This window comes from Chromobacterium sp. IIBBL 290-4 (assembly GCF_024207115.1).
GTDB lineage: Bacteria > Pseudomonadota > Gammaproteobacteria > Burkholderiales > Chromobacteriaceae > Chromobacterium.
In genome coordinates this window covers 1,540,160-1,563,338 of record NZ_CP100128.1, presented here as the reverse complement: position 1 = coordinate 1,563,338, position 23,179 = coordinate 1,540,160, and the positions used below count along the sequence as shown (strand labels likewise).

The 23,179-nt window shown below is 63.0% G+C and carries 24 protein-coding genes; 12 read left to right on the top strand and 12 right to left on the bottom strand.

Annotated elements, in window-relative coordinates; genetic code table 11:
* Positions 1-1,068: 1,068 nt before the first annotated feature.
* Together waaC and waaA are read left to right on the top strand one after the other, a co-directional pair.
* On the top strand, positions 1,069-2,028 hold the full coding sequence (waaC, locus tag NKT35_RS07285; protein WP_254301358.1) for a lipopolysaccharide heptosyltransferase I: 960 nt from the start codon (positions 1,069-1,071) through the stop codon (positions 2,026-2,028).
* Positions 2,025-3,281, top strand: a complete 1,257-nt coding sequence (gene waaA / locus NKT35_RS07280) for a lipid IV(A) 3-deoxy-D-manno-octulosonic acid transferase (RefSeq protein ID WP_254300281.1) — start codon at positions 2,025-2,027, stop codon at positions 3,279-3,281. Before waaC ends, waaA begins: the two co-directional genes overlap by 4 nt.
* A gap of 64 nt (positions 3,282-3,345) precedes the next feature.
* Here the strand turns inward: waaA and NKT35_RS07275 are convergent, their stop codons facing one another.
* Together NKT35_RS07275 and NKT35_RS07270 are read right to left on the bottom strand one after the other, a co-directional pair.
* Positions 3,346-4,104 carry a transporter substrate-binding domain-containing protein gene (locus NKT35_RS07275; RefSeq protein ID WP_305883469.1) on the bottom strand — a complete coding sequence of 253 codons (759 nt, stop codon included), beginning with the start codon at positions 4,102-4,104 and terminating at the stop codon, positions 3,346-3,348.
* Entirely contained in the window at positions 4,101-4,811 is a 711-nt protein-coding gene (locus NKT35_RS07270) for a hypothetical protein (protein WP_254300280.1), read from the bottom strand. Before NKT35_RS07270 ends, NKT35_RS07275 begins: the two co-directional genes overlap by 4 nt.
* A gap of 166 nt (positions 4,812-4,977) precedes the next feature.
* On the opposite strand from NKT35_RS07270, the gene NKT35_RS07265 reads away from it, so the two are divergent.
* The 4 genes from NKT35_RS07265 (at position 4,978) to NKT35_RS07250 (ending at position 7,871) form a co-directional block, all read left to right on the top strand.
* Positions 4,978-5,580 carry a CBS domain-containing protein gene (locus tag NKT35_RS07265; protein ID WP_254300279.1) on the top strand — a complete coding sequence of 201 codons (603 nt, stop codon included), beginning with the start codon at positions 4,978-4,980 and terminating at the stop codon, positions 5,578-5,580.
* Between the two features lie 80 nt (positions 5,581-5,660).
* Positions 5,661-6,134: a DUF1203 domain-containing protein gene (locus NKT35_RS07260; protein WP_254300278.1), complete on the top strand. Its 474-nt coding sequence runs from the start codon at positions 5,661-5,663 to the stop codon at positions 6,132-6,134.
* Between the two features lies 1 nt (position 6,135).
* Entirely contained in the window at positions 6,136-7,011 is an 876-nt protein-coding gene (locus NKT35_RS07255; protein WP_254300277.1) for a methylated-DNA--[protein]-cysteine S-methyltransferase, read from the top strand.
* The gene (locus NKT35_RS07250) at positions 7,008-7,871 is read left to right on the top strand and encodes a DMT family transporter (RefSeq protein ID WP_254300276.1); all 864 of its coding nucleotides are present in this window, start codon (positions 7,008-7,010) and stop codon (positions 7,869-7,871) included. The genes NKT35_RS07255 and NKT35_RS07250 overlap by 4 nt, the downstream gene beginning before the upstream one ends.
* On the opposite strand, the gene NKT35_RS07245 is transcribed toward NKT35_RS07250, so the two are convergent.
* Positions 7,868-8,731, bottom strand: coding sequence for a LysR family transcriptional regulator (locus NKT35_RS07245; protein ID WP_254300275.1), 864 nt, complete (start codon positions 8,729-8,731; stop codon positions 7,868-7,870). The two genes, NKT35_RS07250 and NKT35_RS07245, sit on opposite strands and share 4 nt — an antisense overlap.
* A gap of 103 nt (positions 8,732-8,834) precedes the next feature.
* Here NKT35_RS07245 and NKT35_RS07240 point away from each other — a divergent pair, with 103 nt between their 5' ends.
* Positions 8,835-9,251: an EamA family transporter gene (locus NKT35_RS07240; protein ID WP_254300274.1), complete on the top strand. Its 417-nt coding sequence runs from the start codon at positions 8,835-8,837 to the stop codon at positions 9,249-9,251.
* A 35-nt stretch (positions 9,252-9,286) separates the two neighbouring features.
* Here the strand turns inward: NKT35_RS07240 and NKT35_RS07235 are convergent, their stop codons facing one another.
* The gene (locus NKT35_RS07235) at positions 9,287-10,588 is read right to left on the bottom strand and encodes an ATP-binding protein (RefSeq protein WP_254300273.1); all 1,302 of its coding nucleotides are present in this window, start codon (positions 10,586-10,588) and stop codon (positions 9,287-9,289) included.
* A gap of 3 nt (positions 10,589-10,591) precedes the next feature.
* A complete protein-coding gene (gene ompR, locus NKT35_RS07230; protein WP_254300272.1) occupies positions 10,592-11,317 on the bottom strand; it encodes an osmolarity response regulator transcription factor OmpR in 726 nt (241 codons plus the stop codon).
* 413 nt (positions 11,318-11,730) lie between these two features.
* Here ompR and NKT35_RS07225 point away from each other — a divergent pair, with 413 nt between their 5' ends.
* Together NKT35_RS07225 and NKT35_RS07220 are read left to right on the top strand one after the other, a co-directional pair.
* A complete protein-coding gene (locus tag NKT35_RS07225) occupies positions 11,731-12,033 on the top strand; it encodes a hypothetical protein (protein WP_254300271.1) in 303 nt (100 codons plus the stop codon).
* A gap of 20 nt (positions 12,034-12,053) precedes the next feature.
* Positions 12,054-12,458 (top strand): hypothetical protein, encoded by a 405-nt coding sequence (locus NKT35_RS07220; protein ID WP_254300270.1) that lies wholly within the window; start codon positions 12,054-12,056, stop codon positions 12,456-12,458.
* 3 nt (positions 12,459-12,461) lie between these two features.
* Here the strand turns inward: NKT35_RS07220 and NKT35_RS07215 are convergent, their stop codons facing one another.
* Positions 12,462-13,436 (bottom strand): quinone oxidoreductase family protein, encoded by a 975-nt coding sequence (locus NKT35_RS07215; protein WP_254300269.1) that lies wholly within the window; start codon positions 13,434-13,436, stop codon positions 12,462-12,464.
* A 79-nt stretch (positions 13,437-13,515) separates the two neighbouring features.
* Positions 13,516-14,097 (bottom strand): YqiA/YcfP family alpha/beta fold hydrolase, encoded by a 582-nt coding sequence (locus NKT35_RS07210; RefSeq protein ID WP_254300268.1) that lies wholly within the window; start codon positions 14,095-14,097, stop codon positions 13,516-13,518.
* A 181-nt stretch (positions 14,098-14,278) separates the two neighbouring features.
* Between NKT35_RS07210 and NKT35_RS07205 the strand changes: the two genes are divergently transcribed.
* From NKT35_RS07205 to NKT35_RS07195, 3 genes are all read left to right on the top strand, one after another.
* Positions 14,279-14,686: a FlaG family protein gene (locus NKT35_RS07205; protein ID WP_254300267.1), complete on the top strand. Its 408-nt coding sequence runs from the start codon at positions 14,279-14,281 to the stop codon at positions 14,684-14,686.
* Positions 14,687-15,005: 319 nt separating this feature from the next.
* Positions 15,006-15,446, top strand: coding sequence for a MarR family winged helix-turn-helix transcriptional regulator (locus tag NKT35_RS07200; RefSeq protein ID WP_254300266.1), 441 nt, complete (start codon positions 15,006-15,008; stop codon positions 15,444-15,446).
* Positions 15,447-15,589: 143 nt separating this feature from the next.
* Positions 15,590-16,021, top strand: coding sequence for an organic hydroperoxide resistance protein (locus tag NKT35_RS07195; RefSeq protein ID WP_254300265.1), 432 nt, complete (start codon positions 15,590-15,592; stop codon positions 16,019-16,021).
* Positions 16,022-16,026: 5 nt separating this feature from the next.
* Here NKT35_RS07195 and NKT35_RS07190 read toward each other — a convergent pair whose 3' ends face one another.
* From NKT35_RS07190 to NKT35_RS07170, 5 genes are all read right to left on the bottom strand, one after another.
* A complete protein-coding gene (locus tag NKT35_RS07190; RefSeq protein WP_254300264.1) occupies positions 16,027-17,541 on the bottom strand; it encodes a sensor domain-containing diguanylate cyclase in 1,515 nt (504 codons plus the stop codon).
* Between the two features lie 87 nt (positions 17,542-17,628).
* Positions 17,629-18,372 (bottom strand): LytR/AlgR family response regulator transcription factor, encoded by a 744-nt coding sequence (locus NKT35_RS07185; RefSeq protein WP_254300263.1) that lies wholly within the window; start codon positions 18,370-18,372, stop codon positions 17,629-17,631.
* Positions 18,360-20,060: a tetratricopeptide repeat-containing response regulator gene (locus tag NKT35_RS07180; RefSeq protein WP_254300262.1), complete on the bottom strand. Its 1,701-nt coding sequence runs from the start codon at positions 20,058-20,060 to the stop codon at positions 18,360-18,362. The genes NKT35_RS07185 and NKT35_RS07180 overlap by 13 nt, the downstream gene beginning before the upstream one ends.
* 72 nt (positions 20,061-20,132) lie before the next feature.
* A complete protein-coding gene (locus NKT35_RS07175) occupies positions 20,133-22,274 on the bottom strand; it encodes a UvrD-helicase domain-containing protein (protein WP_254300261.1) in 2,142 nt (713 codons plus the stop codon).
* A 65-nt stretch (positions 22,275-22,339) separates the two neighbouring features.
* Positions 22,340-23,095 carry a substrate-binding periplasmic protein gene (locus NKT35_RS07170; protein WP_254300260.1) on the bottom strand — a complete coding sequence of 252 codons (756 nt, stop codon included), beginning with the start codon at positions 23,093-23,095 and terminating at the stop codon, positions 22,340-22,342.
* Positions 23,096-23,179: the final 84 nt, after the last annotated feature.

The following is a 23,179-nucleotide window of genomic DNA, read 5'->3' as shown; positions in this document are numbered from 1 at the left end:
CTATCGGAATGTTTTGTTCAAGCCAAACCTCCTGCTCCGCTCCGATCAGGACAAACTTGTGGACGAACAGCTGAGTGCATCCATGGTTTTGGAAGAGGAACGCCGGCACGCTCCGGATTTTCCACAGCTACCGGCTGGCTCGTCCCCATGGCCCCGGCTGTTTATCGATAAAGACCATCCGATTACCTGTCATTGCCGAGCGCCGCCATTCCAGTCAGCGCCCTGAGCAAACCCTGATTTGGCCTTGCGCGTCCTGGCGACAGGACTGGCGATGCCAGCGGCGGAGCGCGCTGTTTCATCTCAACTCATTGATCTTCAATAAAAATTAAGTTTTTCTTCGCTAGATTCCGCTTGGCTCGAATCGTTTCGCCACGTGTTGCCAAGCATGGTTTCGTGGATAACTTTGGCGAAATAGGCAGAAGCTATTGACGTTGTTCTAAGCCACTCGGTGATGACGTCAGCCAGCTTGTCTTGTCGTTTTGCATTTCTGAAGACGGTTTTTAGTGGTTTGCACACCGCGGTTTTGTTAAGGGCAGCCCAGGTTTTTCAGTACGACTTTCTTTTCTAAGAATTCCCATTTTTAAAAGGATGAAACTGGTAGAAGCTTGCCTTCCCTTGTGGGTAAGTGGTTTTAATCCTTAATTTTCAATGTATTGATAAACATCTCATCCTGTTGTTAGCTGGTTCTGCAAGCCGGTGACGAGTTGTGGATAAGTTTGAGTCTGTAGACAAAACCCGAGTTGTCCACATTCTGCTTACCGGTTTTGCCGAGCGGCCTGTGCAGTAGTTTTTTTTGCGCCCACGCAGTCCGGTCTCAGCAGTTTTTCATTAACGCAGCTATAAAATGATGAAAATGTTGAAGGCGCGATTTTTTGTGGACAAGCCAAAAAAAAGCTTGTGTTTCATATGCTTGTCCTGTGGGTAGCCCTTGGATTATTGCACTGCGCAAGCATGGGAGGGTTTGTGGATAAATATGGACATTTTTATTCACAGCCATTTATCCACAATCGATTGAGAAGGATTTTGCTTGGTTAACCACAAGCCCCCTCGGGTACAATGCGCGCCATGATGAATGTGCTGATTGTGCGCACCTCGTCGATGGGGGATCTGATCCACACCTGGCCCGCCATCACCGAGCTGAAGACGCATTACCCCAATATCCGGCTGAGCTGGCTGGCCGAGGACAGCTTTGCCGACATCGCCCGCCTGCATCCGCAAGTGGACGAGGTGCTGACGCTGAGCTGGCGCCGTTGGCGCAAAGGGCTGTGGAAACCCGAGGTGTGGCGGGAGCTGGGCGCATTGCGGCGCAAGCTGCGCGAGTCCAGCTTCGACCTGGTGCTGGACAGCCAGGGGCTGATCAAGAGCGCCTTGCCGTCGCGCTGGGCATGCGCGCCTTTGGCCGGTCTGGATTGGAAAAGCGCCCGCGAATCGCTGGCCAGCCTGTTTTACGATAAAAAGCATGCGGTTTCGCGCAAGCTGTCGGCGATCGAGCGCAACCGCCGCCTGTTCGGCCTGAGTTTCGGCTATGCGCCGGAAGGCGAGCCGCGATTCGGCGTGCGGCAGGGCGCTCGGCCCGCCTGGATGCTGTCCGGCCGCTATGCGGTGCTGCTGCACGCCACCAGCCGCGCTTCCAAGGAGTGGCCGGAAGCGCACTGGGTGGCCTTGGGCGAGGAGCTGTCCAGCCGGCATGACATGGTGACGGTGCTGCCCTGGGGCAATGAACGGGAGAAAGCCCGCGCCGAAAGGCTGGCGGGGCTGCTGCCGGCGGCGGTGGTCGCGCCGAAGATGAATCTGATCGAAGCGGCGGGCTTGCTCGGCCATGCCAGCGCGGTGATCGGCGTCGATACCGGCCTGGCCCACCTGGCCAATGCGCTCAACGTGCCGCTGGTGGCCATCTATACCGACACCGATCCGCAGCAGACCGGGGTAGTGGAAACGCCGTGGGCGACCAATCTGGGCCATATCGGACAATGCCCGACGGTGGGGGCGGTGCTGGCGGCGCTGAAAACGCGGCGGGACTGGACGTGAGCTGGCAGCGCGCGCTGTACAACGCGCTATGGCGGGCGCTGACGCCGCTGATCCGCCGCTATCTGAACAAGCGGGCGCGCAAGGCGCCGGCTTATCTGCAACATTGGGACGAGCGCTTCGGCCAGGCTTTGCGACCCAAGGCCCAGGGCGCGTTCTGGATCCATGCGGTATCGGTGGGCGAAACCCGCGCCGCGCAGCCCTTGGTGGCGGCGATCCGCCGCGAATGGCCGGACGCGCCGCTCTTGCTGACGCAAATGACGCCGACCGGGCGCGCCACCGCCGAGCAACTGTACCCCGACGCAGAAGTGCGCTACCTGCCTTACGATTATCCACAGGCGGTCGCCGATTTTTTGCGCGCCTACCAGCCGCGCTGCGGCATCCTGATGGAAACCGAGCTGTGGCCCAACCTGATTCATGCCGCGTCCGATCAAGGCGTACCGTTGATGTTGGCGAATGCCAGATTGTCAGATAAATCGCTGAAAGGCTATCGCAGGATCAGCGGCCTGATTGGCCCGGCAATGGCGAAATTATCCGCAGTTTGCGCGCAAACCACGGAAGATGGCGAGCGTTTGCGTCAATTGGGCGCGGAAAAAATCTACGTTGCCGGCAGTACGAAATACGATATAGGCATTCCGCCAGCGCAATGGCAATTGGCCAAACAGTTCCGCGGCTGGGCCGGCGAGCGTCCGGTGTTGCTGTGCGCCAGCACCCGCGAGGGGGAAGAGGCGCTGATTCTGGATGCCTGGCGCGCCGCCGGCGAGGCGGTGAAAGAGGTGTTGCTGGTGTTGGTGCCGCGCCATCCGGAACGCTGGGATGCGGTGGCGGCGCTGGCGGGCGAACGCGGTTTTTCCTTGCGCCGCCGCAGCGACAACGCGGCTTTGCCGCCGGAGACCCGTGTTTGGCTGGGCGACAGCATGGGGGAAATGTTTGGCTATCTGGGCGCTTGCGACATCGCCTTCATCGGCGGCAGCCTATTGCCGTTTGGCTGCCACAATCTGATCGAACCGGCGCAGGCCGGCGTGCCGGCCCTGTTTGGGCCTTCGGTGTTCAATTTCCAGCAAGCCGCCGCCGATTCGCAGGCCTCCGGCGCCGGCCGCCAGGTGGGCGATGCCGGCCAGCTGGTGTCGGAAGCCTTGGCCCTGCTGGCCGAGCCGGCCGAATTGGAGGCGATGAAGCAGGGCGCGGCGCGCTTCAGCCAAGCGCACCGCGGCGCCAGCGAGCGGATGTTGGCCGAGCTGAAACGGCTGCTATGACGCGCGCGTCGTTTGCCGATGAGTAAAAAAAACGCCCATTCGGGCGTTTTTTGATGGAGCTGATTTATTTTCCCAGCCATTTCGCCGAAATTTCATCGAAGAAGCCATCCTGCTTGCGCTGAGCCAGCCATTGATCGACCCAGGCTTTCCAGCGCCAGTCATTGGGCAGCAGATAGGCTTTCTGCGAAAAGTCGAAAGGCTGGTCCGGATGCAGCGCGCATAGTTCTGGATGCAGCTTTTGCTGATAGCGGGTTTCCACCGCATCGGTCACCATCGCGTCGGCTTTTCCGGCGATGATTTGCTGGAAAATCTGGGTATTGTCGGGGAATACCGTCAAATTGGCGTCTTTCAAGCGGCTTTTGGCAAAGCGCTCATTGGTGCCGCCGGGATTGACCACCAGCCGGGTTTGCGGCTGGTTCAGCTGCGCCAGCGTCTGAAAACGGGCGGCGTTTTCGCAGCGGACGATGGGCGTTTTGCCGTCGTTCAGATAGCTGATGGAATACAGCGCGCGCTTTTGCCGTTCCAGACTGATCGAAATGCCGCTCATGGCGATGTCGAACGCGCCGGCCGCCTGATCGCGCATCAGATTGGGCCAGCTGGTGGGCACCCATTCCAGTTTCACCCCCAGCGAACGCGCCAGGTCTTCCGCCATATCGATGTCCAGGCCTTGATAGCCGCCATCGGCGCGTTTGCCGCTGAAGGGCAGGTAGTCGCCGGTGGTGGCCACCCGCAGCGCGCCGCGGGCGAGGATGTCGTCCAGTTGGTCGGCCTGCGCGGCGGCGGCGGCCAGCATCAAGGCGCCGCAGGCAAAGGCGCGCTTCACTGCGCCGCGCCCTGGCCGTTCAAGCTGAAAGCGAACAGATCGCGGCGATAGGTTTCCACCACCAGGCTGAAGGGCTGGCTGCCGTTTTTATACAGCACGGCGCGGTGCTGCAGTACCTGCTCCGGGATGTCCAGCGCCTTGGCGCCGCCTGCGGGCAAGGGTTGCAGCTCCCAGCCTTGAGGCAGCGGCGACCACAGCAGCTTGACCTGTTCGGTGCGGCGGGTGAAGTTGAAGGCGCGCACCGCGGTGCCGAACGGGGTGTCGGTGGTATCCAGCAGATGATTCATTTCCGGCGTCAGCCGCGACGGCACATACCAGTTGTCGGCCTCGGACAACACATGCGCCCCGCAGGCCAGCTGCACGCGGCGATAGCCTATTTTTTCATCGGCACCCACTTGCAGCTGGGCGCGGATATCGGCGTCGGCGGGTTTGAGCGCGCTGGCGTCGCGCAGGGCGCGGATGCGCGGCTCGGCCGCCAGTTTATGGGCCTCGCACCATTGCTGCAGGGTGCGGGTGGCGCTGGGCTTGCTCAGCAATTCGGCATTCAGCGATTGCAGCAGCGCCTGGGCCTGGACGCGGGTGACGGCGTCGCCTTTCCAGCCGGGGTATGGCCAGCCGTCGGCGGACGCGGTTCCGGCAAGCAAGGCGAGGGACAGCAGCGCGGCGGTCCGGCTCAGGGGAAAAGCGAGAGAGCGGGTCTTCATCATTATTCGCACGATTTAGAACAAAGACACTAAAGAGGCGGTTTGCCGAAACAAAGTTCCCGCACGCGATGCGGAAGTCGGCCGGTTTTTCCGCTAACGTTAAAGCTGGGTTGACCGCAAGAGACGGGCAACCCGTTTTGCCTTTTGAGTCTGCCAGCGAGGAGCCGTCATGGCTAGCGAATTTCTGCCCTTGCCCACGCTGTCTCTGCCGCGCACCACCGATCTGGTGCGGCTGGAGCAGCGTCCCCACCCGCCCATCCACCCGCAAAGCCCGGCCTTGAGCGTGATGACCGATCTGCGCTTGGTCAATCCGGTCGGCATCCACGCCGACGCCGGCCTGCGCGACGCGCACCAGAAAATGATCAGCCACGGCATCCGGCTGTTGTTCGTCCACGACGACGACGGCGCGCTGCTCGGCCTGGTGACCTCGGTCGATCTGCTGGGCGAGCGGCCTATCCAATGCATGAAAGAGCATGGCAAGCACCACGCCGATGTGTTGGTGCGCGACGTGATGACGCCGCGCGACCGGCTGGACGCGCTGCAATTGTCCGATGTGCAGTCGGCCAATGTCGGCCAACTGATCGCCACCATGAAGCAGCTGGGCCGCCAGCACGCGCTGGTGGTGGAGGTGAACCCGGCCAATGGCCACCATGAGCTGTGCGGTTTGTTCTCCACCACCCATATGGCGCGCTTGCTGGGCATGCCCTTGTCCTTCATCCGCGTGCCGCAGGCTTTGTCGGAAATCCAGTATTCGCTGCTCTACACCGGCTGATTTCGGCAAGAATCGGGTCGCCGCCGCGCTGCCGTCTCCCTAGACTTCGGGCATCATGATGCAAACCGAAGGAGAGGGCGATGGCATGGCGGATAGAAGCATTGGATGAGGCGTTTCTGGCGCAGGCGCGGACACAGGGCGTCGACGCGCAGGGCCAGCCGGTGAGGCGCGTGGCGGCCAATGGCGGCGAGCGCTTGCGCGATGGCTTGTGCCGCGCGCGTCCGGGCGAGGGACTGATGCTGGCCAGCTACAGCCCGTTTCGCCAAAGCGGCCCGTATAAGGAATATGGGCCGGTGTTCTTCGGCGTCGAACCGGGCGGAACGACTTTGCCTGCGCTGGCGGCCTTGCTGGCCGAGGAGGACGGCTATCTCCGCGAGGAGATGGCGCTGCGCGCTTACGACGCCGGGCAAAGCATCGTCGAGGCGGCCATCCTGCCGCTGGCCCGGATCCAGGCGAGGCTAGATCAATGGGCGGATCGCGCCGACATCGTTTTCGCCATGCTGCGTTTTCCCGCCTATGGCTGCTATGCTTTGCGGCTGAACCGGGACGCCTGAGATGGAAGCCCTTCTGCTCGATGATCTGGAAGGCAGCCGCGATTACGCCCGCGTCCGCGACGCCATCCGCTACCTGGTGGCGCATGCCGGCGAGCAACCGCAGCTGGGCGAGCTGGCCGCCGCCGTGCATTTGTCCGAATCGCGGCTGCAACGGTTGTTCAGCCGCTGGGCCGGCGTCAGTCCCAAGCGCTTCATCCAGCAATTGACCTGCGAGGCGGCCAAGGCGCGGCTGGCAGCCGGCGAGCCGGTGCTGCCGCTGTCGCATGAGCTGGGCTTGTCCGGCGGCGGGCGGCTGCACGATTTATTCGTCACGCTGGAGGCGATGACGCCGGGCGAATATCAGCAAGGCGGCGCCGGTCTGGATATCCGCTGGAGCGTGGAGCCCAGCCGTTTCGGACCGGTGTTGCTGGCGCGAACCGAGCGCGGCGTCTGCGCCTTGCAGTTCCTTGCCGACGAAGACGCTGCCGAGGCCTGGCTGCGCGCGCGCTGGCCGCGGGCTGGGCTCAGCCATGCGGCGGGACAGGGGCGGGCTTTGGCCGGCCGTCTTTTCGATCCTTTGCAAGCCGCCGACGGCCAGCCATTGCCGCTGCGCGTGCAGGGCAGCAATTTCCAGATCCAGGTCTGGCGGGCGCTACTGACCGTGCCCTATGGCAGCCTGATCAGCTATGGCCAGCTGGCGGAGCGGATGGGCCGCCCCGGCGCGGCGCGGGCGGTGGGCGGCGCGGTCGGCGCCAATCCGGTGGCCTGGCTGATTCCCTGCCACCGGGTGATACGCGCCGAGGGCGCGCTGGGCCAATACCATTGGGGCGAGGACAGAAAAACCGATCTGATAGGCTGGGAAGCGGCCCGCTTGGCCGTCGAGGAGACCAGTATTTGAACGCGTTGAAACGGGAGTTTGGCTGGCTGGTGCTGCTGGCCGCGATCTGGGGCGGCTCTTTCTTGTTCATGCGCATCGCCGCGCCTGCCTTCGGCCCCCTGCCCTTGATCGCCTTGCGCGTGGGCCTGGCGGCGGCGGTATTGCTGCCGGTGCTGTGCTGGCGGGGCTTGCTGCCGACTTGGCGGGCGCATTGGCGCGCGGTGGCGGTGGTGGGCATTTTCTTCACCGCCTTTCCCTTCAGCCTGATCGCCTGGGCGCAGTTGTCGCTGCCGGCGGGCATGGCGTCGGTGCTGAACGCCACCACGCCCTTGATGACCGCCTTATGGGCTTGGCCGCTGGCGGGGGAGAGACTGACTTCCGGCCGCGCGGCGGGCCTGGGTTTGGGCCTGGCCGGCGTGGCGGTGTTGTTGCTGGCCCATGGCGCGCGGTTCGATCTGCATGCGGCCGCGCCGGTGCTGGCCATGTTGGGCGCCACCGCCAGTTATGGCTGGGCCGGCCATATGGCCCGGCGCTGGCTGCCCGGCATGCCGCCGCTGGTGACGTCCTGCGGCGGTTTGGCCAGCGCCGCGCTGCTGATGCTGCCTTTGGCGTGGTGGACTTGGCCGTCCGCCGCCATTCCCGTCCGCGCCTGGCTGGCGCTGGGCTTGCTGGCGCTGCTGTGCACCGCGCTGGCGTATCTGATTTTCTACCGCTTGATCAATCATCTGGGCGCGACCGCTGCCAGCGGCGTGACCTATCTGGTGCCGGTATTCGGCATACTGTGGGGCGCGCTGTTTCTGGGCGAACCGGTGGGCTGGCCCATGCTGCTGGGCGCGGCTTTGATACTGGGCGGCGTGTTGTTGCTGGGCTGGCGGCGCTAGGCTGCCAAGCGGCTGAGTTCGCGAAAGAACAACTGGCTCAGCTTTTCCAATCCCGCGTCGGCCGCTCGGTCCGCGCGGCGATACAAAGCCAGCGGCACCGGCGGCAGTTCGGGAAGATGGCCGCCGGGCAGCGGCCGCAATTTTTCGCCCATTGCATCCGGCAACAAAGCGCCGACGCCTAAACCCGCCTCCAGCGCGGCTTGCACCGCCAACAGGCTGGCGCTCTCGAATGCTACCCGATACGGCCGGCCAGCCTGCGCCAGCGCGCCTAGCATGGCGTCGCGCCAACTGCACGGCGCGGCGAACAGCACCAGCGGCAGAGTCGTCTCTTCCGGCCAAACCCCGTTGGATGACAACCAGGGCAAGGCGCAGGAGAGAGACCAGCGCGGCGCCTCGTCCAGGCCGCATAGGCGGGGATTGACGATCAACAAGTCCAGCTTGCCGTCTCGATAGGCCGCGCTCAGCTCCTGTCCCGTCCCGACGCAGGCTTCCAGTTTCAGATGCGGGTGGGTGATGGCGAAATCGGCCAGCACTCGCGGCAGATGGCGGCCGACCACGTCCTCGATCAATCCCACCCGATAGCTTGCCGGCATCATGGCCGCGTCAGCCGGCAGCATCTGTTCCGACAGGCTGATGATGCGCTCGGCGAAGGGCAGCAGCGCCCGCCCGGCGGCATTGAGGCTGACGCCGCGGGGAGAGCGTCGCAGCAGCGGCTGGCCGCAATATTGCTCCAGCTTGCGCAGCTGCAGGCTCAGCGCCGGCTGGCTGCGGCCCAGCTCGGCCGCGGCGCGATTGATGCTGCCATGGCGGGCCACCATCGCCAAGGCGCGCAGCAAGCTGGTGTCGATGTCTTGAGTCATATGTTTTTCTTATAACTGTCGCTGTATTTACCAGTCTACCTATATCGTGATGATTTGTTTAGCATGACGGTTTGCATGGATGGTTTGAAGAAAGAGGAAGAAGATGTTTTTCACTTCATTGCTGTTGGCGGTGGCGGGCGCCGTGGTGTACCACCTGGCGATCAAGCAGGTGCCGCAGGACGCCAATCCCTTCTTTGCGCTGGCGATCAGCTATGGCGCGGCGCTGATGTTCTGTCTGATCGGCTTGTGGTGGTTTCCCGGCGGCCAGCGCGGTGTGTCCGCGCTGAACTGGAGCAGCCTGGGCGTGGCGCTGGGGATCTTCGGCATCGAGATAGGCTTTTTGCTGGCCTACCGCGCCGGCTGGAACGTAGGCTACGCGGCGCTCAGCGTCAATGTGCTGACCGCCGCGATCTTGCTGCCGCTGGGCTGGTGGCTGTTCAGCGAGCAGCCCTCGGCCGGCCGTTTGGCTGGCGTCGGGCTGAGCATGGCGGGTTTGTGGATGATGCTGAAGTTTCGTTAAGCAGCGGCCGACTCCGCCGGCCGCGGTTCGGAAGCTTAGGCGGTGGGGAAGCGGATGGAGACTTTGAACGCGTCGTTTTCGTCGGTGAGCGTCAGTTTTCCGTTGTGCTGCTTGACCACGCGCGAGACGATGGCGAGGCCGAGGCCGCTGCCGCCGTCGGTGCCGCGATGTTCGGCCAGGCGTTCGAACGGCGCCAGCGCGGATTCGCGGAATTCGGCGGGAATGCCCTTGCCGTGGTCGATCACGCTCAACTCCACTTCGCCCGGCTGCTGTTCGATGCGGACGATGACCGGCGGCTGGCCGTAGCGGCGGGCGTTTTCCAGCAAATTGCTCAGCAGCCGCTCCAGGGCCAGCGCATCGGCCAGCAATTCGGGCTCGCTGCGCTGTTCCAGCCGCACATCCATGCCTTCGCGGCGGAAGCGCGACACCACGCTGGCGGCCAGATCGGCCAGGGCCAGCGGCTCGAGCCGATTGCTTTCCTCGGCGCGGGCGAAGTCGATGAACTGGCGGACGATGCGAGACAGCTCATCGATATCGGACAGCATATCGTGCTGATCCGGCGTGTCCGCCTGCATCTCCAGCGTCAGCTTCAAGCGGGTCAGCGGCGTGCGCAGATCATGCGACAGCCCCGCCAGCATCAGCCTGCGCTCGCGGGCGGCGTTGTCCAGCTCCAGCGCCATGCGGTTGAAGTTGTGCGCCAGCAGCCGCACCTCGCGCGGGCCGGTTTCCGGCACCGGTTTAGGCATGGTGCCGCCGGCCAGCTCGCGGCTGGCTTGCACCACGCGGCTGATGGGGCGGGTGATGCGCCAGGCGAACAGCGAGGCCAGCAGGGTGGCGAACAAGGCAGCGATCAACGATGACTGCAGCAGGCTGCCTATCATTTTGTCGCGATAGCGGCCGAAGGGGATCACCAGCCAGTAGGCTTGATCCAGCACATGCACGTGAACCCATAGTTCCCGGTGGTCGGCGCGTCTGCCGAAATGGGCCTGGATGGGCTCGTTCAAATCGTGGGACAGCCGTTCGGCCAGCATCCTGCCTATCTTGGGCAGTTCCGGTTCGAATTTCTGGCTCTTGTCGGCGTTGTACGGCAACAGATTGGGCAGGCCGGGACGGTTGTAGTTGTCCAGGTATTCCTGCCGCTCCTGCGGATTCATGCCGTTCATCGAGTCTTCGAGAAAGGACAGGGTGTCCAGCACCTGGATGTACAGCTGCCGCTCCAGCAGCTTGAAGCGTTCGTGTTCCGCCATCCAGGTGGTGAACAGCTGGGTGGCCACCACCACGGTGACCACCAGCAGCGCCAGGCGGAAGAACAGCGAGCCGAAAAGCTTGCTCAGCAAGGTTTACTCCCGAGGGGTGCCGTCAGGGACGAAGACATAGCCATAGCCCCAAACGGTCTGGATGAAGCGCAGTTGATTGTCGCCGTTGTCCAGCGCTTTTCTGAGCCGCGAGATGTGCACGTCTATGCTGCGGTCCAGCGACTCGCCGTTGCCCTTGCCCAGCGCCAGCTCCATCAACTGCTCGCGGGTCAGCGGGCGGCGGGGATGGCTGACCAGCACCGACAACACCGCGAATTCGGCGCTGGTCAGCGACACGGCCTGGCCGGAGCGGCGCAGTTCGCGCTGGCCCAGATTGAGGGTGAACTCGCCGAACTCGATCACGTCGTCGGCGTCATGCTGGGCGGCCAGCGCCGGCGTGGTGTGATGGCGGCGCAGCACCGACTGGATGCGGGCGGTCAGCTCGCGCGGATTGAAGGGCTTGGGCAGGTAGTCGTCGGCGCCCATTTCCAGGCCCAGAATGCGGTCTATGTCTTCGCCGCGCGCGGTCAGCATGATCACCGGCAGCGATTCGCCCTGGGCGCGCAGGCGGCGCACCACGGACAAGCCGTCTTCTCCCGGCATCATCACGTCCAGCACGATCAGGTCCGGCCGGTTGCGCGCCAGCTTGCGGTCCAGGTCTTTGGGATCGGGCAGGGTTTCCACGCTATAGCCCTGTTGGGTCAGATAACGGGTCAGCAGCTCGCGCAGTTTGGCGTCGTCGTCCACCACGAGAATCTTGTTATGTTCCATGACGATTTCCTTGTGTTCTAGGTTGCCAGCTTAGCGCGACCGCCGAGAGGCTGGCAGGGCTTGTTTTTACAGATGTTAAGCCGGTCCGTCGCGATACAGTCGTTAACAATTGTGGGGCTAGTCCTGATGTCTGAGCAAATGCTTGGTCTTAAGCTGACATCAGGAGGACGGCGGATGCGACGGGCCGTCTTGCCTGAAAAAGAAAATATGGATGCAAATCATGGCGTTGCATTTTAAGTGCTGAACGCGCCGGCTGTCTCGTAATCGTTGAACCGCGCGTAAGCCCATCGTTTGAAGGAGGGGTGGCGCGGCCTCTTGTTCATACTTCTTCACTCGAATGGCATTGGCGGCGAATATCAAGGACAGGATAGAATATCCCAATGAAGCGATTAATGATCATATTGGCATGCGGCATGTCTCTGGCTCATGCAGCCGCCTGGGGACATATCATGCGCGTTGGCGAGGGCAAACCGGCGAAAGCCGTCGTTGCGCCGTGTCAAAGCGGTTCCGCTTGCGGCGATCACCGTCGACTTCGTACCTTGCATTTGCGCGAGGCGGCCAAAAACGGCGACATGGCCTTCGATCCTTCGCGCCGGCAGGCCAACCGCCTGTTGCCGCCCGGCCAGGATGGGCATGCCCAGCCGGTGCCGCGCAGCTCGACTTTCTGGCAAGATAAGCGCAAGCAGGAACTGCAGGAACAGAATCAGCCCGAATAACGGTTTCCCGGGAGTCGGCGATGAAGGCATGGCGTCTGGCGGCATGGGGAGCATGCCTGGTTTGGAGCGCGCCTGAGGCGGCGGGCTCGGAATCCTTGACGGAATTTTGCGCCCGCGCCGAAGCGCCGCAACGTTGTCTCACGCATCAGCAAGGCCTGCTCAGCTGCCAGGATATGCCCGATGCCAGCCGGCATCATTGCCTGAGCTATTACACCCCATCATTGAATTGCCATCGCCAGCGCGACAGCAGGCATTGCGAAGCGCTATCTGCGGCGCAGACGGCTTGCGGCAGCCTGGCCGGCGCCGACCGGCGGCAATGCGTCGACGCCAGGCTGCCTAAGCCGGAACGCGGCTGCGCCGCCGGCGAAACCTGCGGCGACTCGCCGGCGGAGTCTCGGACGACGGCGCTACCCTTATTCGAATAAGCCTCAGGGCAGCAGGATCACCGAGCCGGTGGTGGCGCGGGCTTCCAGGTCGCGGTGCGCCTGCGCCGCATCGGCCAAGGCATAGCGGTGCGAGGGCGCGATCCGGATGGTGCCGTCCAGCAGCCGCTGGAACAGCGCCGCGGACGAGGCTTCCAGCTCGGCGCGGGTGGCGGTGTAGTCGGACAGCTTGGGCCGGGTCAGGAACAGCGAGCCGTGTTTGGTCAATTCCAGCGGCGAGAGCGCCGGCACCGGACCGGAAGCGTTGCCGAAGCTGACCATCATGCCGCGCGGCGCCAGGCTGGCCAGCGAGGCGGCGAAGGTGTCCTTGCCCACGGGATCGAAAACGACAGGCACGCCTTTGCCGGCGGTGATGGCGCGCACCCGCTCGGCCACGTCTTCCTCGCTGTAGTTGATCACATGGCGGGCGCCCAGCGCGCGGGCGATTTCGGCCTTGCGCGCCGATCCCACCGTGGCGATGACCTCCGCGCCCATCTTGGACAGCCATTGCAAGGCGATCTGCCCCACGCCGCCGGCGGCGGCATGCCACAACACGGTCTGGCCCGGTTGGACCGGATAAGTGCGCTGCACCAGGTATTCGACAGTCATGCCTTGCAGCATGGCGCTGGCGGCCACTTCGTCGGCGATGCCGTCCGGCAGCTTGATCAATACCTCGGCGGCGATCAGCCTTTCGCTGGCGTAAGCGCCCAGCGGCCCGCCGACATAGCCGACCCGATCGCCCGGCTTCACCTCCGTCACTCCTTCGCCTACCGCTTCCACCACGCCGGCCGCCTCGCTGCCCAGGCTGCTGGGCAGGGCCAGCGGATACAAGCCGCTGCGGTGGTAGGTATCGATGAAATTGACGCCGATGGCGGTGTGCCGCACCCGCGCCTGGCCGGGACCGGGCTGGCCCACTTCGATGGATTGCAATCGCAGCACGTCCGGGCTGCCGGTTTCCGCGAATACGACGATTTGGCTCATGGGGCATTCCTTGTGCAAAGTGGCGTTCAGTGTGGGACAGGGCCTGGCAGGCGACAAGACGCCGCGGCTTAACGGCCTGTTATCGGGAATTGGACAATGCCGCGCGGGCCCAGGCGATCACGTCCGGCAAGACCTTCGGCCAGTTGTTGAGGCGGTGGTCGTCGCCATTGAATATAGTCTGGCGATTTTGCCGGTAATGGCGCGCGGCTTCGCGCCAATCCAGCACTTCGTCGCAGGTGCCGAGCAAGAGCCAGTAGCGGTCCAAGGCCGGTGTGGCCACGCATTGCGCCTGCAGCGCCGCCATGTCCCGTTCGTCCAGGGTATAGACCTCGCCGGTATAGGGGTTGGTCTGCTCGCCCAGGAAGCGGTGCAGATCGCGGTCCGGCCGGATGGCGGGGTTGATCAGCGCCGCGCGCAATCCGCGCGCTTCGGCCAGATCGGTGGCGTAGAAACCGCCCAGCGAGCTGCCGATCAGCGCCGTATCCGGCGGCAGCGTGTCCAGCAGCGCACTCGCCTGGCGGATCGCCTCAGCGGGATGGGGCGACAGCCTGGGGCAATGCAGCGCGATGTCGGGCGAGTGGGCGGCTAGCCAGGCGGCGGTTTCTCCGGCTTTCAGCGATTGAGGGCTGGAGTTGAAGCCGTGCAGGTAAACGATGTGCATGTCCATGTCCGTGAGAAATATCGAGAGATAGTACGCCGGCGGCAGGACCATGTCAGGCGCGCGGACAAGAGGCTTTGGTGAACACCGGGTAAAAGCTGATTAGCAAATTTTTCCAGGCATTGTCATGCCGGCATGCGGAATGCTAAATATCCGCCATAGCAAATATAAAGGAGGAGAAACCATGACGACGATTGCCAATGGCATCACCCAGGCCCCGCCGCATTCGCTGGAAGGGCTGATTGTCGCTTGCGGGTATCTGCAGCACAGCGCGCTGATGTTCGCGCGAGATCTGAGCGGCGACCTGGCCTTGATCCGCTCCGGCTTCTGCCCTCGCCACCAGGTGCGTTTGGACCCGCAAGGCGAGATGAAAGTGTGCGAGGAAGTGCAAGACGAGGTGGCGGAGCTGCTGCAAGGCAGCCATACCCTGCGCTTCGCCTTGCACGAAATGCTGATGCAGTTCGGGCCCAAGGTATGCAACGAAGCGCTGGCCCGCATCATCCTGCAAGGGGTGAAGAATCTGTCCGATTGGCAGCAAGCGTGCCAGTCGCTGGCGGAATTGGGACGCGGGCCGGTGCGAGCGGCAGCCTGAGCGGGCAATGGATAGACGCCGGATGGCGCGCGACGGCGCGATGGGCGGAACCCGGCAAGGCCGGGCTTTCGCTTGGAACGGCCCGCCGCCTTGCTATCCGGCGGCGTTGAACGAGAGACGCGCTGCGCGGCTGCGGCGGATGGCATAGGCTGCCGCGCGAATCGGCGAGGCTGGATTCATGGTGCAATGGCCTTGGCGCGATCATGGCGCAATCCTCCTGTTGCGCAAAAGTCAGAGGGTCTTCCCTTATCGAGCGGATTTTGTTTTGCCGCTTGCAAATAAATAGCGCGCTATATATTGTCGAGCTATGGAAGAAAATATGCTTTGCGATGGCGATGCCGCGCTGAGGTTGGATACGCAGCTCTGTTTCGCGCTCTACTCCGCTTCGCTGGCGATGAACAAGGTTTATCGGGATTGCTTGAAGCCCTTGGGCATCACCTATCCGCAGTACTTGGTGTTGTTGGTGCTATGGGAGCAAGATCAACGCTCGGTGTCCGATATCGGCGAGAAGTTGTTTCTTGATTCGGCCACATTGACGCCCTTGCTCAAGCGCATGGAAACCGCCGGATGGGTGGAGCGGCAGCGGCTGGCCAGCGACGAAAGAGTGGTGATGGTGGGGCTGACCGAGCCGGGCAGGGCGCTCAAGCGGCAAGCTTCCGCCATTCCCGCCAAGCTGTTGTGTCAAAGCGGGATGGCGCCCAAGCAAGCTGTCGCGCTGCGGGACGAGCTGCGCTTGTTGAGAGACCATTTGTTGCGGTAGGCGTGAACGGTTTGTCGCCGTATCGCGCGTAGCGGGTTGTTGCCGGCGGCTTTGTCTTCGGACTTAGTCCGTCAATTAAGTAGTGCACTATTTAATAGTGAATTATTTTATCTAGTGTTGTATTTGCTCAAAGGAGCTTAGTCATGAATGTTCTGCAAAAAACGCTGTATACCGCTCAAGCCACCGCTACCGGCGGCCGGGATGGGCACGCTGAGTCCAGCGACGGTGCGTTGAAGGTGAAGTTGAGCACGCCGAAAGCGCTGGGCGGCTTGGGCGGCGAGGGCACCAATCCGGAACAGTTGTTCGCCGCCGGCTATTCCGCCTGCTTTATCGGCGCGCTGAAGGTCGCGGCGCAGCAGTTGAGCGTGCGTCTGCCGCAAGATGTGTCGGTGACCGGACAGGTGTCGATCGGCCCGATCAGCCAGGGTTTCGGCATTGCGGCGAAATTGGAGGTGTCGCTGCCCGGCGTCGAACGCGAGACCGGCGAGCAGCTGATCGCCGCCGCGCACGGCATTTGTCCTTATTCCAACGCCACTCGCGGCAATATCGAGGTGGAACTGAGCCTGAAGGCTTAAGCGCTTCAGGCCATGGTTTCCGGGGCGGCGCGCGGCGCTTGCTTGTTGCCGTACATCTTGCGGTCGGCCACGGCCAGCAGCTCGTCGATCAGCAAGCCGTCTTCCGGGTAATAGGCGATGCCTATGCTGACCCCCACCATGATGCGGTGGGGGTCGACCTGGTACGGAATCTGGATGGATTGTTTCAGTCTGGCGGAAACCTTGTCCGCTTCGCGATTGGACTCTATGTCTTCCATCAGCACCACGAACTCGTCGCCGCCCAAGCGGGCGACGGTATCTTCGTTGCGGACGGCGTCCTGGATGCGCGCGCCTATCAGCTGCAGGATGCGGTCGCCGGTGACATGGCCATAGGTGTCGTTGACCGGTTTGAAGCGATCCAGATCCAGGAAGAGCAAGGCGAGGCGCTTGCCGTTGCGATCCACGCGGCTGATCGCATGTTGCAGGCGGTCGTAGAACAGATTGCGGTTGGCCAGCCCGGTCAGCCGGTCATGATTCGCCAGGTGGAACAGCTGGTCTTCGCGCTGACGCCTCAGATTGCTGCTGCGGATGAAGGCGAAGCCCGCTGCGGCGATGGCCAGGCCCAAGAGCGCGCTCAATAGTAGCCAGGCGGTCCATTCCAGCGCGCCGATCTGCCGCCAGCCCTGTTGCCAGCTCAGCGTCAGGCGCAGCGGCAGGTTGTCGCCACCCAGCTGCTGATGGGCTTCCATGCGGGGGAACAGCCATTTTTCCAGCGCCGAGGTTTGCTCCTGCCCGAATGTGCCGGCGGCGACGCCTGCCGGATCGTCGCGATGGCGCAGCGTGGCCTGCATGCCTGGCGGGAAGAGCGTGTCGCCAGGCATCAACGAGTCGGTGCGGATCAGCATCAGCGCGAAATGGCGAGGCTGCAGGATGGGCTGGCCTTCCGAATGGCTGTCGATATTGCGCACCAGGGCATAGCCCGTTTCTCCCTGGGGAAAGCGGAATTGGCGCGACAAGGCGACCCGGCCGCTGTTCAGGCTGTCCTGGATGGCGGCGCGCAAGGCCGGCGATTGCCAGACATCCATGCCGACGAGCTGCAGATTGGCTTTGGATTGCGGCTCGGCGAACATCAACGGGAAGTATTCGGCTTGCTCAGGCAAGGCGAGCGCACTGGCCTGATTGGCGGAAAATGGCCGCAGGCGGTAGCTGGAGCCGTATTCGCGGCTGAGCCTGGCGTCGAATGCGGTCAGCCGGCCAGCCGGAATCCGCTCGATATGCGCCAGCGCGACGATTTGCGGATAGCGTCGCAACAGCTGCGCGACGAACGGATGGTTTTTGCGCGATTCGTCGCGGGGATCCAGCGAGCTGAAAGCGGCATAGCTGTCCAGCACCGTTTCGTCGGTTTGCAGCCTTTGTTTTAGTTGTTCGCTCAACTGTTGCAAGCGATTGTTGAATTGCTGTTCGGCGCCCAGCAGCGAGCGGCTGCCAAGGGAGAAGGCGGCTAGGGCGCTCAGGATCAGCCATATTGTTATGCAACTAGCATATACTAGTTTCGCTTGCATGCTAAAACCATCGACATAAATTTGCCAATGGCTGATTCTATAAGAACGAACGCTTATTTTTTAGCGATAAACCGGGAAAAACACGAATTAAGTAATAGTACGTATGAATGAAGCCTTGCCCAGAGCGGATTTGATGGCGGGAATTTGCCGCCGGCTGACAGGGAGCGGGACATCGATATCGCGCAAGCGTATGACCCATAATTCCTCGCCGGAACCGGCCTGTTTGCGCAATTCTTGCACGGCGCCGCGCATCACCAGGCAATTGCGGTGAATGCGCAGCACCGCGTCTCCCAATTGCTTTTCCAGCGTCACCAGCGGCTCGTCCAGCAGGTATTCGCCATTATGTGTCACCAATGTGACATATTTAAGTTCGGCTTTCAAATAGCGGGCATCTTCAAGCGGAATGGATAGCACCCGGTCGCGCAGACGAACGGAGAAGCTCAAGGCGGGCCGGCCGGCGCGGCGTTGAGCGGCTCTCTGCAGCGCCTCCTCCAGCCGCGCGCGGCGCACTGGTTTGAGCAGATAATCGGCGGCATTCAGTTCGAAGGCTTCCACCGCGAACTGCTCATGGGCGGTGCTGAACACCAGGGCCGGCGCTTGCGGGCGCTGTCCCAATTGCCGGGCCAGGGTCATGCCGTCCATGCCCGGCATGCTGATGTCCAGCAGCACCACATCGGCCGGATGCCTATCCAGCCAGGCCGCAACAGCCTGCGGATCGGTCAGGCCGTGCGCCTCCTCGACGCCGCAGTCCGCCAGCAATTGCAATAAGCGTTCGCAAGCCAAAGCCTCGTCATCGACCACCAGCACCTTCAGCCCGTTCACAGCGCCCATTGCGGCTTGTCCATCTTGTCCACAGTGGCGCGCCACGATTGCAGGATTTTCTGGAATTTGTTGTTGGCCGGGGCGACGTCCCGCACCTTGCCCATCAACTCATAGGCGCGGCGCATATGGCTTTCATGCCAGCCATGGTGGCTGACGAAAGCCAGCACGGCGTTGACCGTATTGAGCATGATCTGGATGTTCTGCGGCATTTCCTCCAAGGCCTTGCCGAAGCGGTCGATGGCCGATTCGAACTGGCCGGCCTGCGCCTCGCGCACCGCCTGGTTGTTCAGCTCCAGCACCGACTGCACATTCTGAGCGATCAGCTGCCGGCCAACCGCCGCCATGCCCAGCTCCTCGTACATATCGCCGAAGTGGGCCAGCAGGGATTCGTCGTCATGATTGTTGCGCACCAGATACTGCATCACCGTATCGGCCTGGCCATCCCGGCCTTGCTGATAGCAGGCGCGGGCGAATTCCAGCTGCGCGTCGTTGTCCAGCTTGGCCGCCAATTGCTTGAAACGGGCGCAGGCGGTTTCCAGCAGCTCGCGCGCCTTGTCCGAATTGCCGCTCTTGGCCTGCAGCTGGCTGTCCATCACATTGGCCAGCCATTCCGCCTCGTCGTTGTAGCGATAGTCGTGGCGCAGGCTGGCCAGCGTGCGGCTGACATTGTTGGTGTCGCCGCGGGCCAATTGAATGCGGGCCAGCGCCGCGTAATGGATGGGGCTGCGGTGCCAGGTGTATTTGGCGATGTCCAGCGTTTGCTGGCAGGCGGCCTCGGCGGTGGCCAGGTCGTGGTTGAGCATCGCCACTTCCGCCAGCTGCTGCTGGCGGCGAAACACCACCGGCGACATTTCCGCCGCCGTTTGCAAGGTGTGCTGGGCGCGGTTCAGGTCATGGCTGCCGCGATACAGCCGGGCCAGCCAATCGTAGGCTTCCATCACCTGGTTATTATCGGCCAGCACCGATTCGAACAGCAATTTGGCTTCGTCGAAGGATCTGAGTCCGACCAGCGCCTTGGCCAGGCCCATCTTCGCCCAGGTGGCGGGTTTGAGCCGCAGCACCTGCATATAGGCGTCGCGCGCGGTGTCGTAATCTTCGATTTTCAAGGCCAGCGAGCCTTTGAGCCGGATGAAGTCCAGCGAGAACTCGCTGTTTTCCTCGATCTTGCCGTTGCAAGCCTCGATGGCGGAAAGGTATTCGTGGTGGAGCACGCTTTCGTCCACCAGGCGGAAGGCTTCGCGTTTGCGCATCGCCCTTTCCAGGCGCTCGCGCAGCACTTCGCCGGTGAACGGTTTGAGCAGATAGTCGTCCGGCGCCAGCTCGGCGGCGGAAATCACCCGCTGCGCGCGCCGCTCGCCGGTGACGATCATGAACACGCAGGATTGCTTGAGCAGATTGCGCTCGCGCACCTCTTCAAACAGATAGAGGCCGTCGTAGCCATTGCCCAGGTCGTAATCGCACAGCACCACGTCGAAATCGTACTTGGCCATCTTGGCCAGCGCGTCGCTGGGCTTGCCGGCGAATTCGACCATATTGGCGCCGAAGGACGATAGCGTCATCGACAGCGCGCGCTGCATCTGCGGCAGGCTGTCGATGATCAGGAACAGCCGTTTCGCGTACGGGTCGTCGTAGTTGCGTTGCGGGACCGCGCGCACATGGTGCACCGGTCCTTCCGGTTTCGGTGTGGACTCGCTCATCGGACTTTCGTCTGCTGGATCCGGTATCGGACGGATACCCCACCGCGGCCGCGCCGATCAAGCGAAGCGGGCTCAGGCTGGCGTCAGCTTAGCGTAACGCAAATCCAGCCATTTGAGCCCGTGCTCGGCGAAATTGATCTGCAGCCGCACATCCTCCCCGTTGCCCTCGGCATCTATCACCACGCCGAGGCCGAACTTGGCGTGGCTGACCGACTGGCCGATGGACAGCCCATACGCGTTGTCGGCCTGGCGGCGCGGCTTGGCGGCGGCCGAGCGCATCTGCTGCGGCGCAACGGGTGCTTTCACTGTAGCAGACAGCGAATGAATCAGTTCGGACGGAATTTCGTCGATGAAGCGCGAAGGGATGGGATAGCGGCTCTGGCCGTGCAGCATGCGGCTTTGCGCGCTGGACAGATACAGCCGTTTGCGGGCGCGGGTGATGGCCACATACATCAGCCGGCGCTCTTCCTGCAGGCCCTTGCCGTCCATGATGCTGTTCTCGTGCGGGAACAAGCCTTCTTCCAGGCCGCTGACGAACACCGCGTCGAATTCCAGGCCCTTGGCCGCATGCACGGTCATCAGCTGCAGCGCGTCGCTGCCGGCTTCGGCCTGGTGTTCGCCGGCCTCCAGGCTGGCGGCGGACAAAAACTCGGTCAGCGCCTGTTCCGGCTGATCCGGCAGGAAGCTGGCGGCGGCGTTGACCAGTTCGTCCAGGTTGGCCAGCCGCTCCTCGCCGTCCTTCTTGTCCTGCTCGTACATATCGCGCAGGCCGCTGCGGTCTATCGCCAGGCTGATGGTTTCGGCCAGGTTGAAGTCGCGGCTCTGCTCGCGCAGCTTTTCAATCAGCAATACGAATTCGCCTATCTTGGCCGCGGTGCGGCCGCCGCCGCTCTGGCAAGCGGCCTGCCACAGCGGGATGCCCTGCTCGCGGCCGACGGCCTGCAGGTTTTCCACGCTGCGCGCGCCGATGCCGCGCGCCGGCACGTTGATGACGCGCAGCAGGGCGTTGTCGTCTTCCGGATTGGCGATCAGGCGCAGATAGGCCAGCGCATGCTTGATTTCCTGGCGTTCGAAAAAGCGCAGGCCGCCGTAGATGCGGTACGGGATCTGGGCGTTGACCAGCACATGCTCCAGCAGCCGCGACTGGGCGTTGGAGCGGTACAGCACCGCCATATCGGACAGGGCCAGGCCTTCGCGGTGCAGGCTCTTGACCTCGTCGATGATGAATTCGGCCTCGTCGCCGTCGCTGCCGGCCTGGTAGAAGCGGATTTTTTCGCCGTCGCCGGCGTCGGTCCACAGGCTTTTGCCCAGCCGGCCGTCGTTTTGCTCGATCAGCGCGTTGGCGGCGTTGAGGATATTGCCCATCGAGCGGTAGTTCTGCTCCAGCCGCACCGGTTCGGACACGTGGAAGTCGGCCAGCAGCGCGCGCATATTGCCGACTTCGGCGCCGCGGAAGGCGTAGATGCTCTGGTCGTCGTCGCCGACCGCGAACAGCGCGCCGTGGTCGCCGGCCAACAGCTTCAGCCAGGCGTACTGCAGGCGGTTGGTGTCCTGGAACTCGTCCACCAGGATGTGGCTGAAACGGCTGCTGTAATGGGCGCGCAGCGCCTCGTTGCGCGACAGGAGCTCGTAGCTTCTGAGCAGCAGCTCGGCGAAGTCGACCACGCCTTCGCGGCGGCATTGGGCGTCATAGGCGGCGTACAGCTCCACCAGCTTGGCTTCGTACGGGTTCAGCGCCGGCGGCAGCGATTCGGCGTGCAGGCCGGCTTCCTTATTGCCGTTGATGAACGATTGCACCGCGCGCGGCGGGTATTTTTCGTCGGACAGCTCCAGGCTTTTCAACAGGCGCTTGATCGCGGCCTGCTGGTCGGCGGAGTCGAGGATCTGGAAGGTTTGCGGCAGGCCGGCGTCGCGGTAGTGGATGCGCAGGAAGCGGTTGCACAGGCCATGGAAGGTGCCTATCCACATATTGCGGACATTGACCGGCGCCATCGCCGACAGCCGGGTCTGCATCTCGCGCGCGGCCTTGTTGGTGAAGGTCACCGCCAGGATGCCGGCCGGCGAGGTCTGTCCGGTGGACAGCAGCCAGGCGATGCGGGTGGTCAGCACCCGGGTCTTGCCGCTGCCGGCGCCGGCCAGCACCAGCGCGCTCTTGGCGGGCCAGCTGACGGCGCGCTTTTGTTCGTGATTCAGGCCGGCTAACAGATCGCTCATGACGGGACGCTTTTTCGCTGCAAAAACGCCATTTTAGCATGCGCCCCGCCTGGGCATGGGCCGCGTCATTCCGCCGATTGATAGCGGGTCAGCATCGCTTTGAGCTTGCCGTTCTTGTGCAGCCGGTCCACCGCGCGGTTCAAGGCGTCCAGCTTCAAATGGGATTGCGGCGACAAGGCGCACATGGTGGGGTGGGACGAAACCACCAGCGGATGCAGTTTGAAAGCGGAGGCTTCCTCTGCGTGGTTGCGAGCCCACCAGACATAGATGAATTCGGTGACGATGGCGACATCGCTCAATTGCTTTTCCAGCGATTTGAACAATAGATCGAAACGGGCTTCGGTTTCCTTGCCGCTGCGGTTGCTGGACCACAGATATTCCAGCTCGGGGTAGTGGTAGCCATGTTGAATGCCGATGCGTTTGCCGGTCAAATCCTCCATTTGCCGGATCGGCGGCCGGCCTTTCAAGGACAGCACCCGCTCGGTCAGCGGATAGATCTCATGGCTCCATTGCAGGCGGGCGGAGTTGCCGAACCAGTCGGGGTTGGCGTTGCAGATGAGGTCGACCTTGCCGGCTTCGATGGCCGGCTCCACCCGTTTGCGCGCCAGGATGACGAATTGCGGCGGCATATCGAGCTCTTCGGCCAGCAACTGGCCGATATCGAGCGATAGCCCGCCTGTCAATTTGGCGCCGTCGGGCGACAGCACGGCCATGGGCGGCGCGTCGCTGTCGGACACTCCGATGCGCAGCGGCGCGGCGGCTGCGGCGGAGGCGAACAGGCACAGCGCGGAAAACCACCACTTCATATGCGGACTGGCCATATGGTTACGCTCTCTTTATTCTAAGCCGGGCGACTGGCACAGCGGATGTCGATGTTAAGATGACTGCATGAACCGGCACATCCT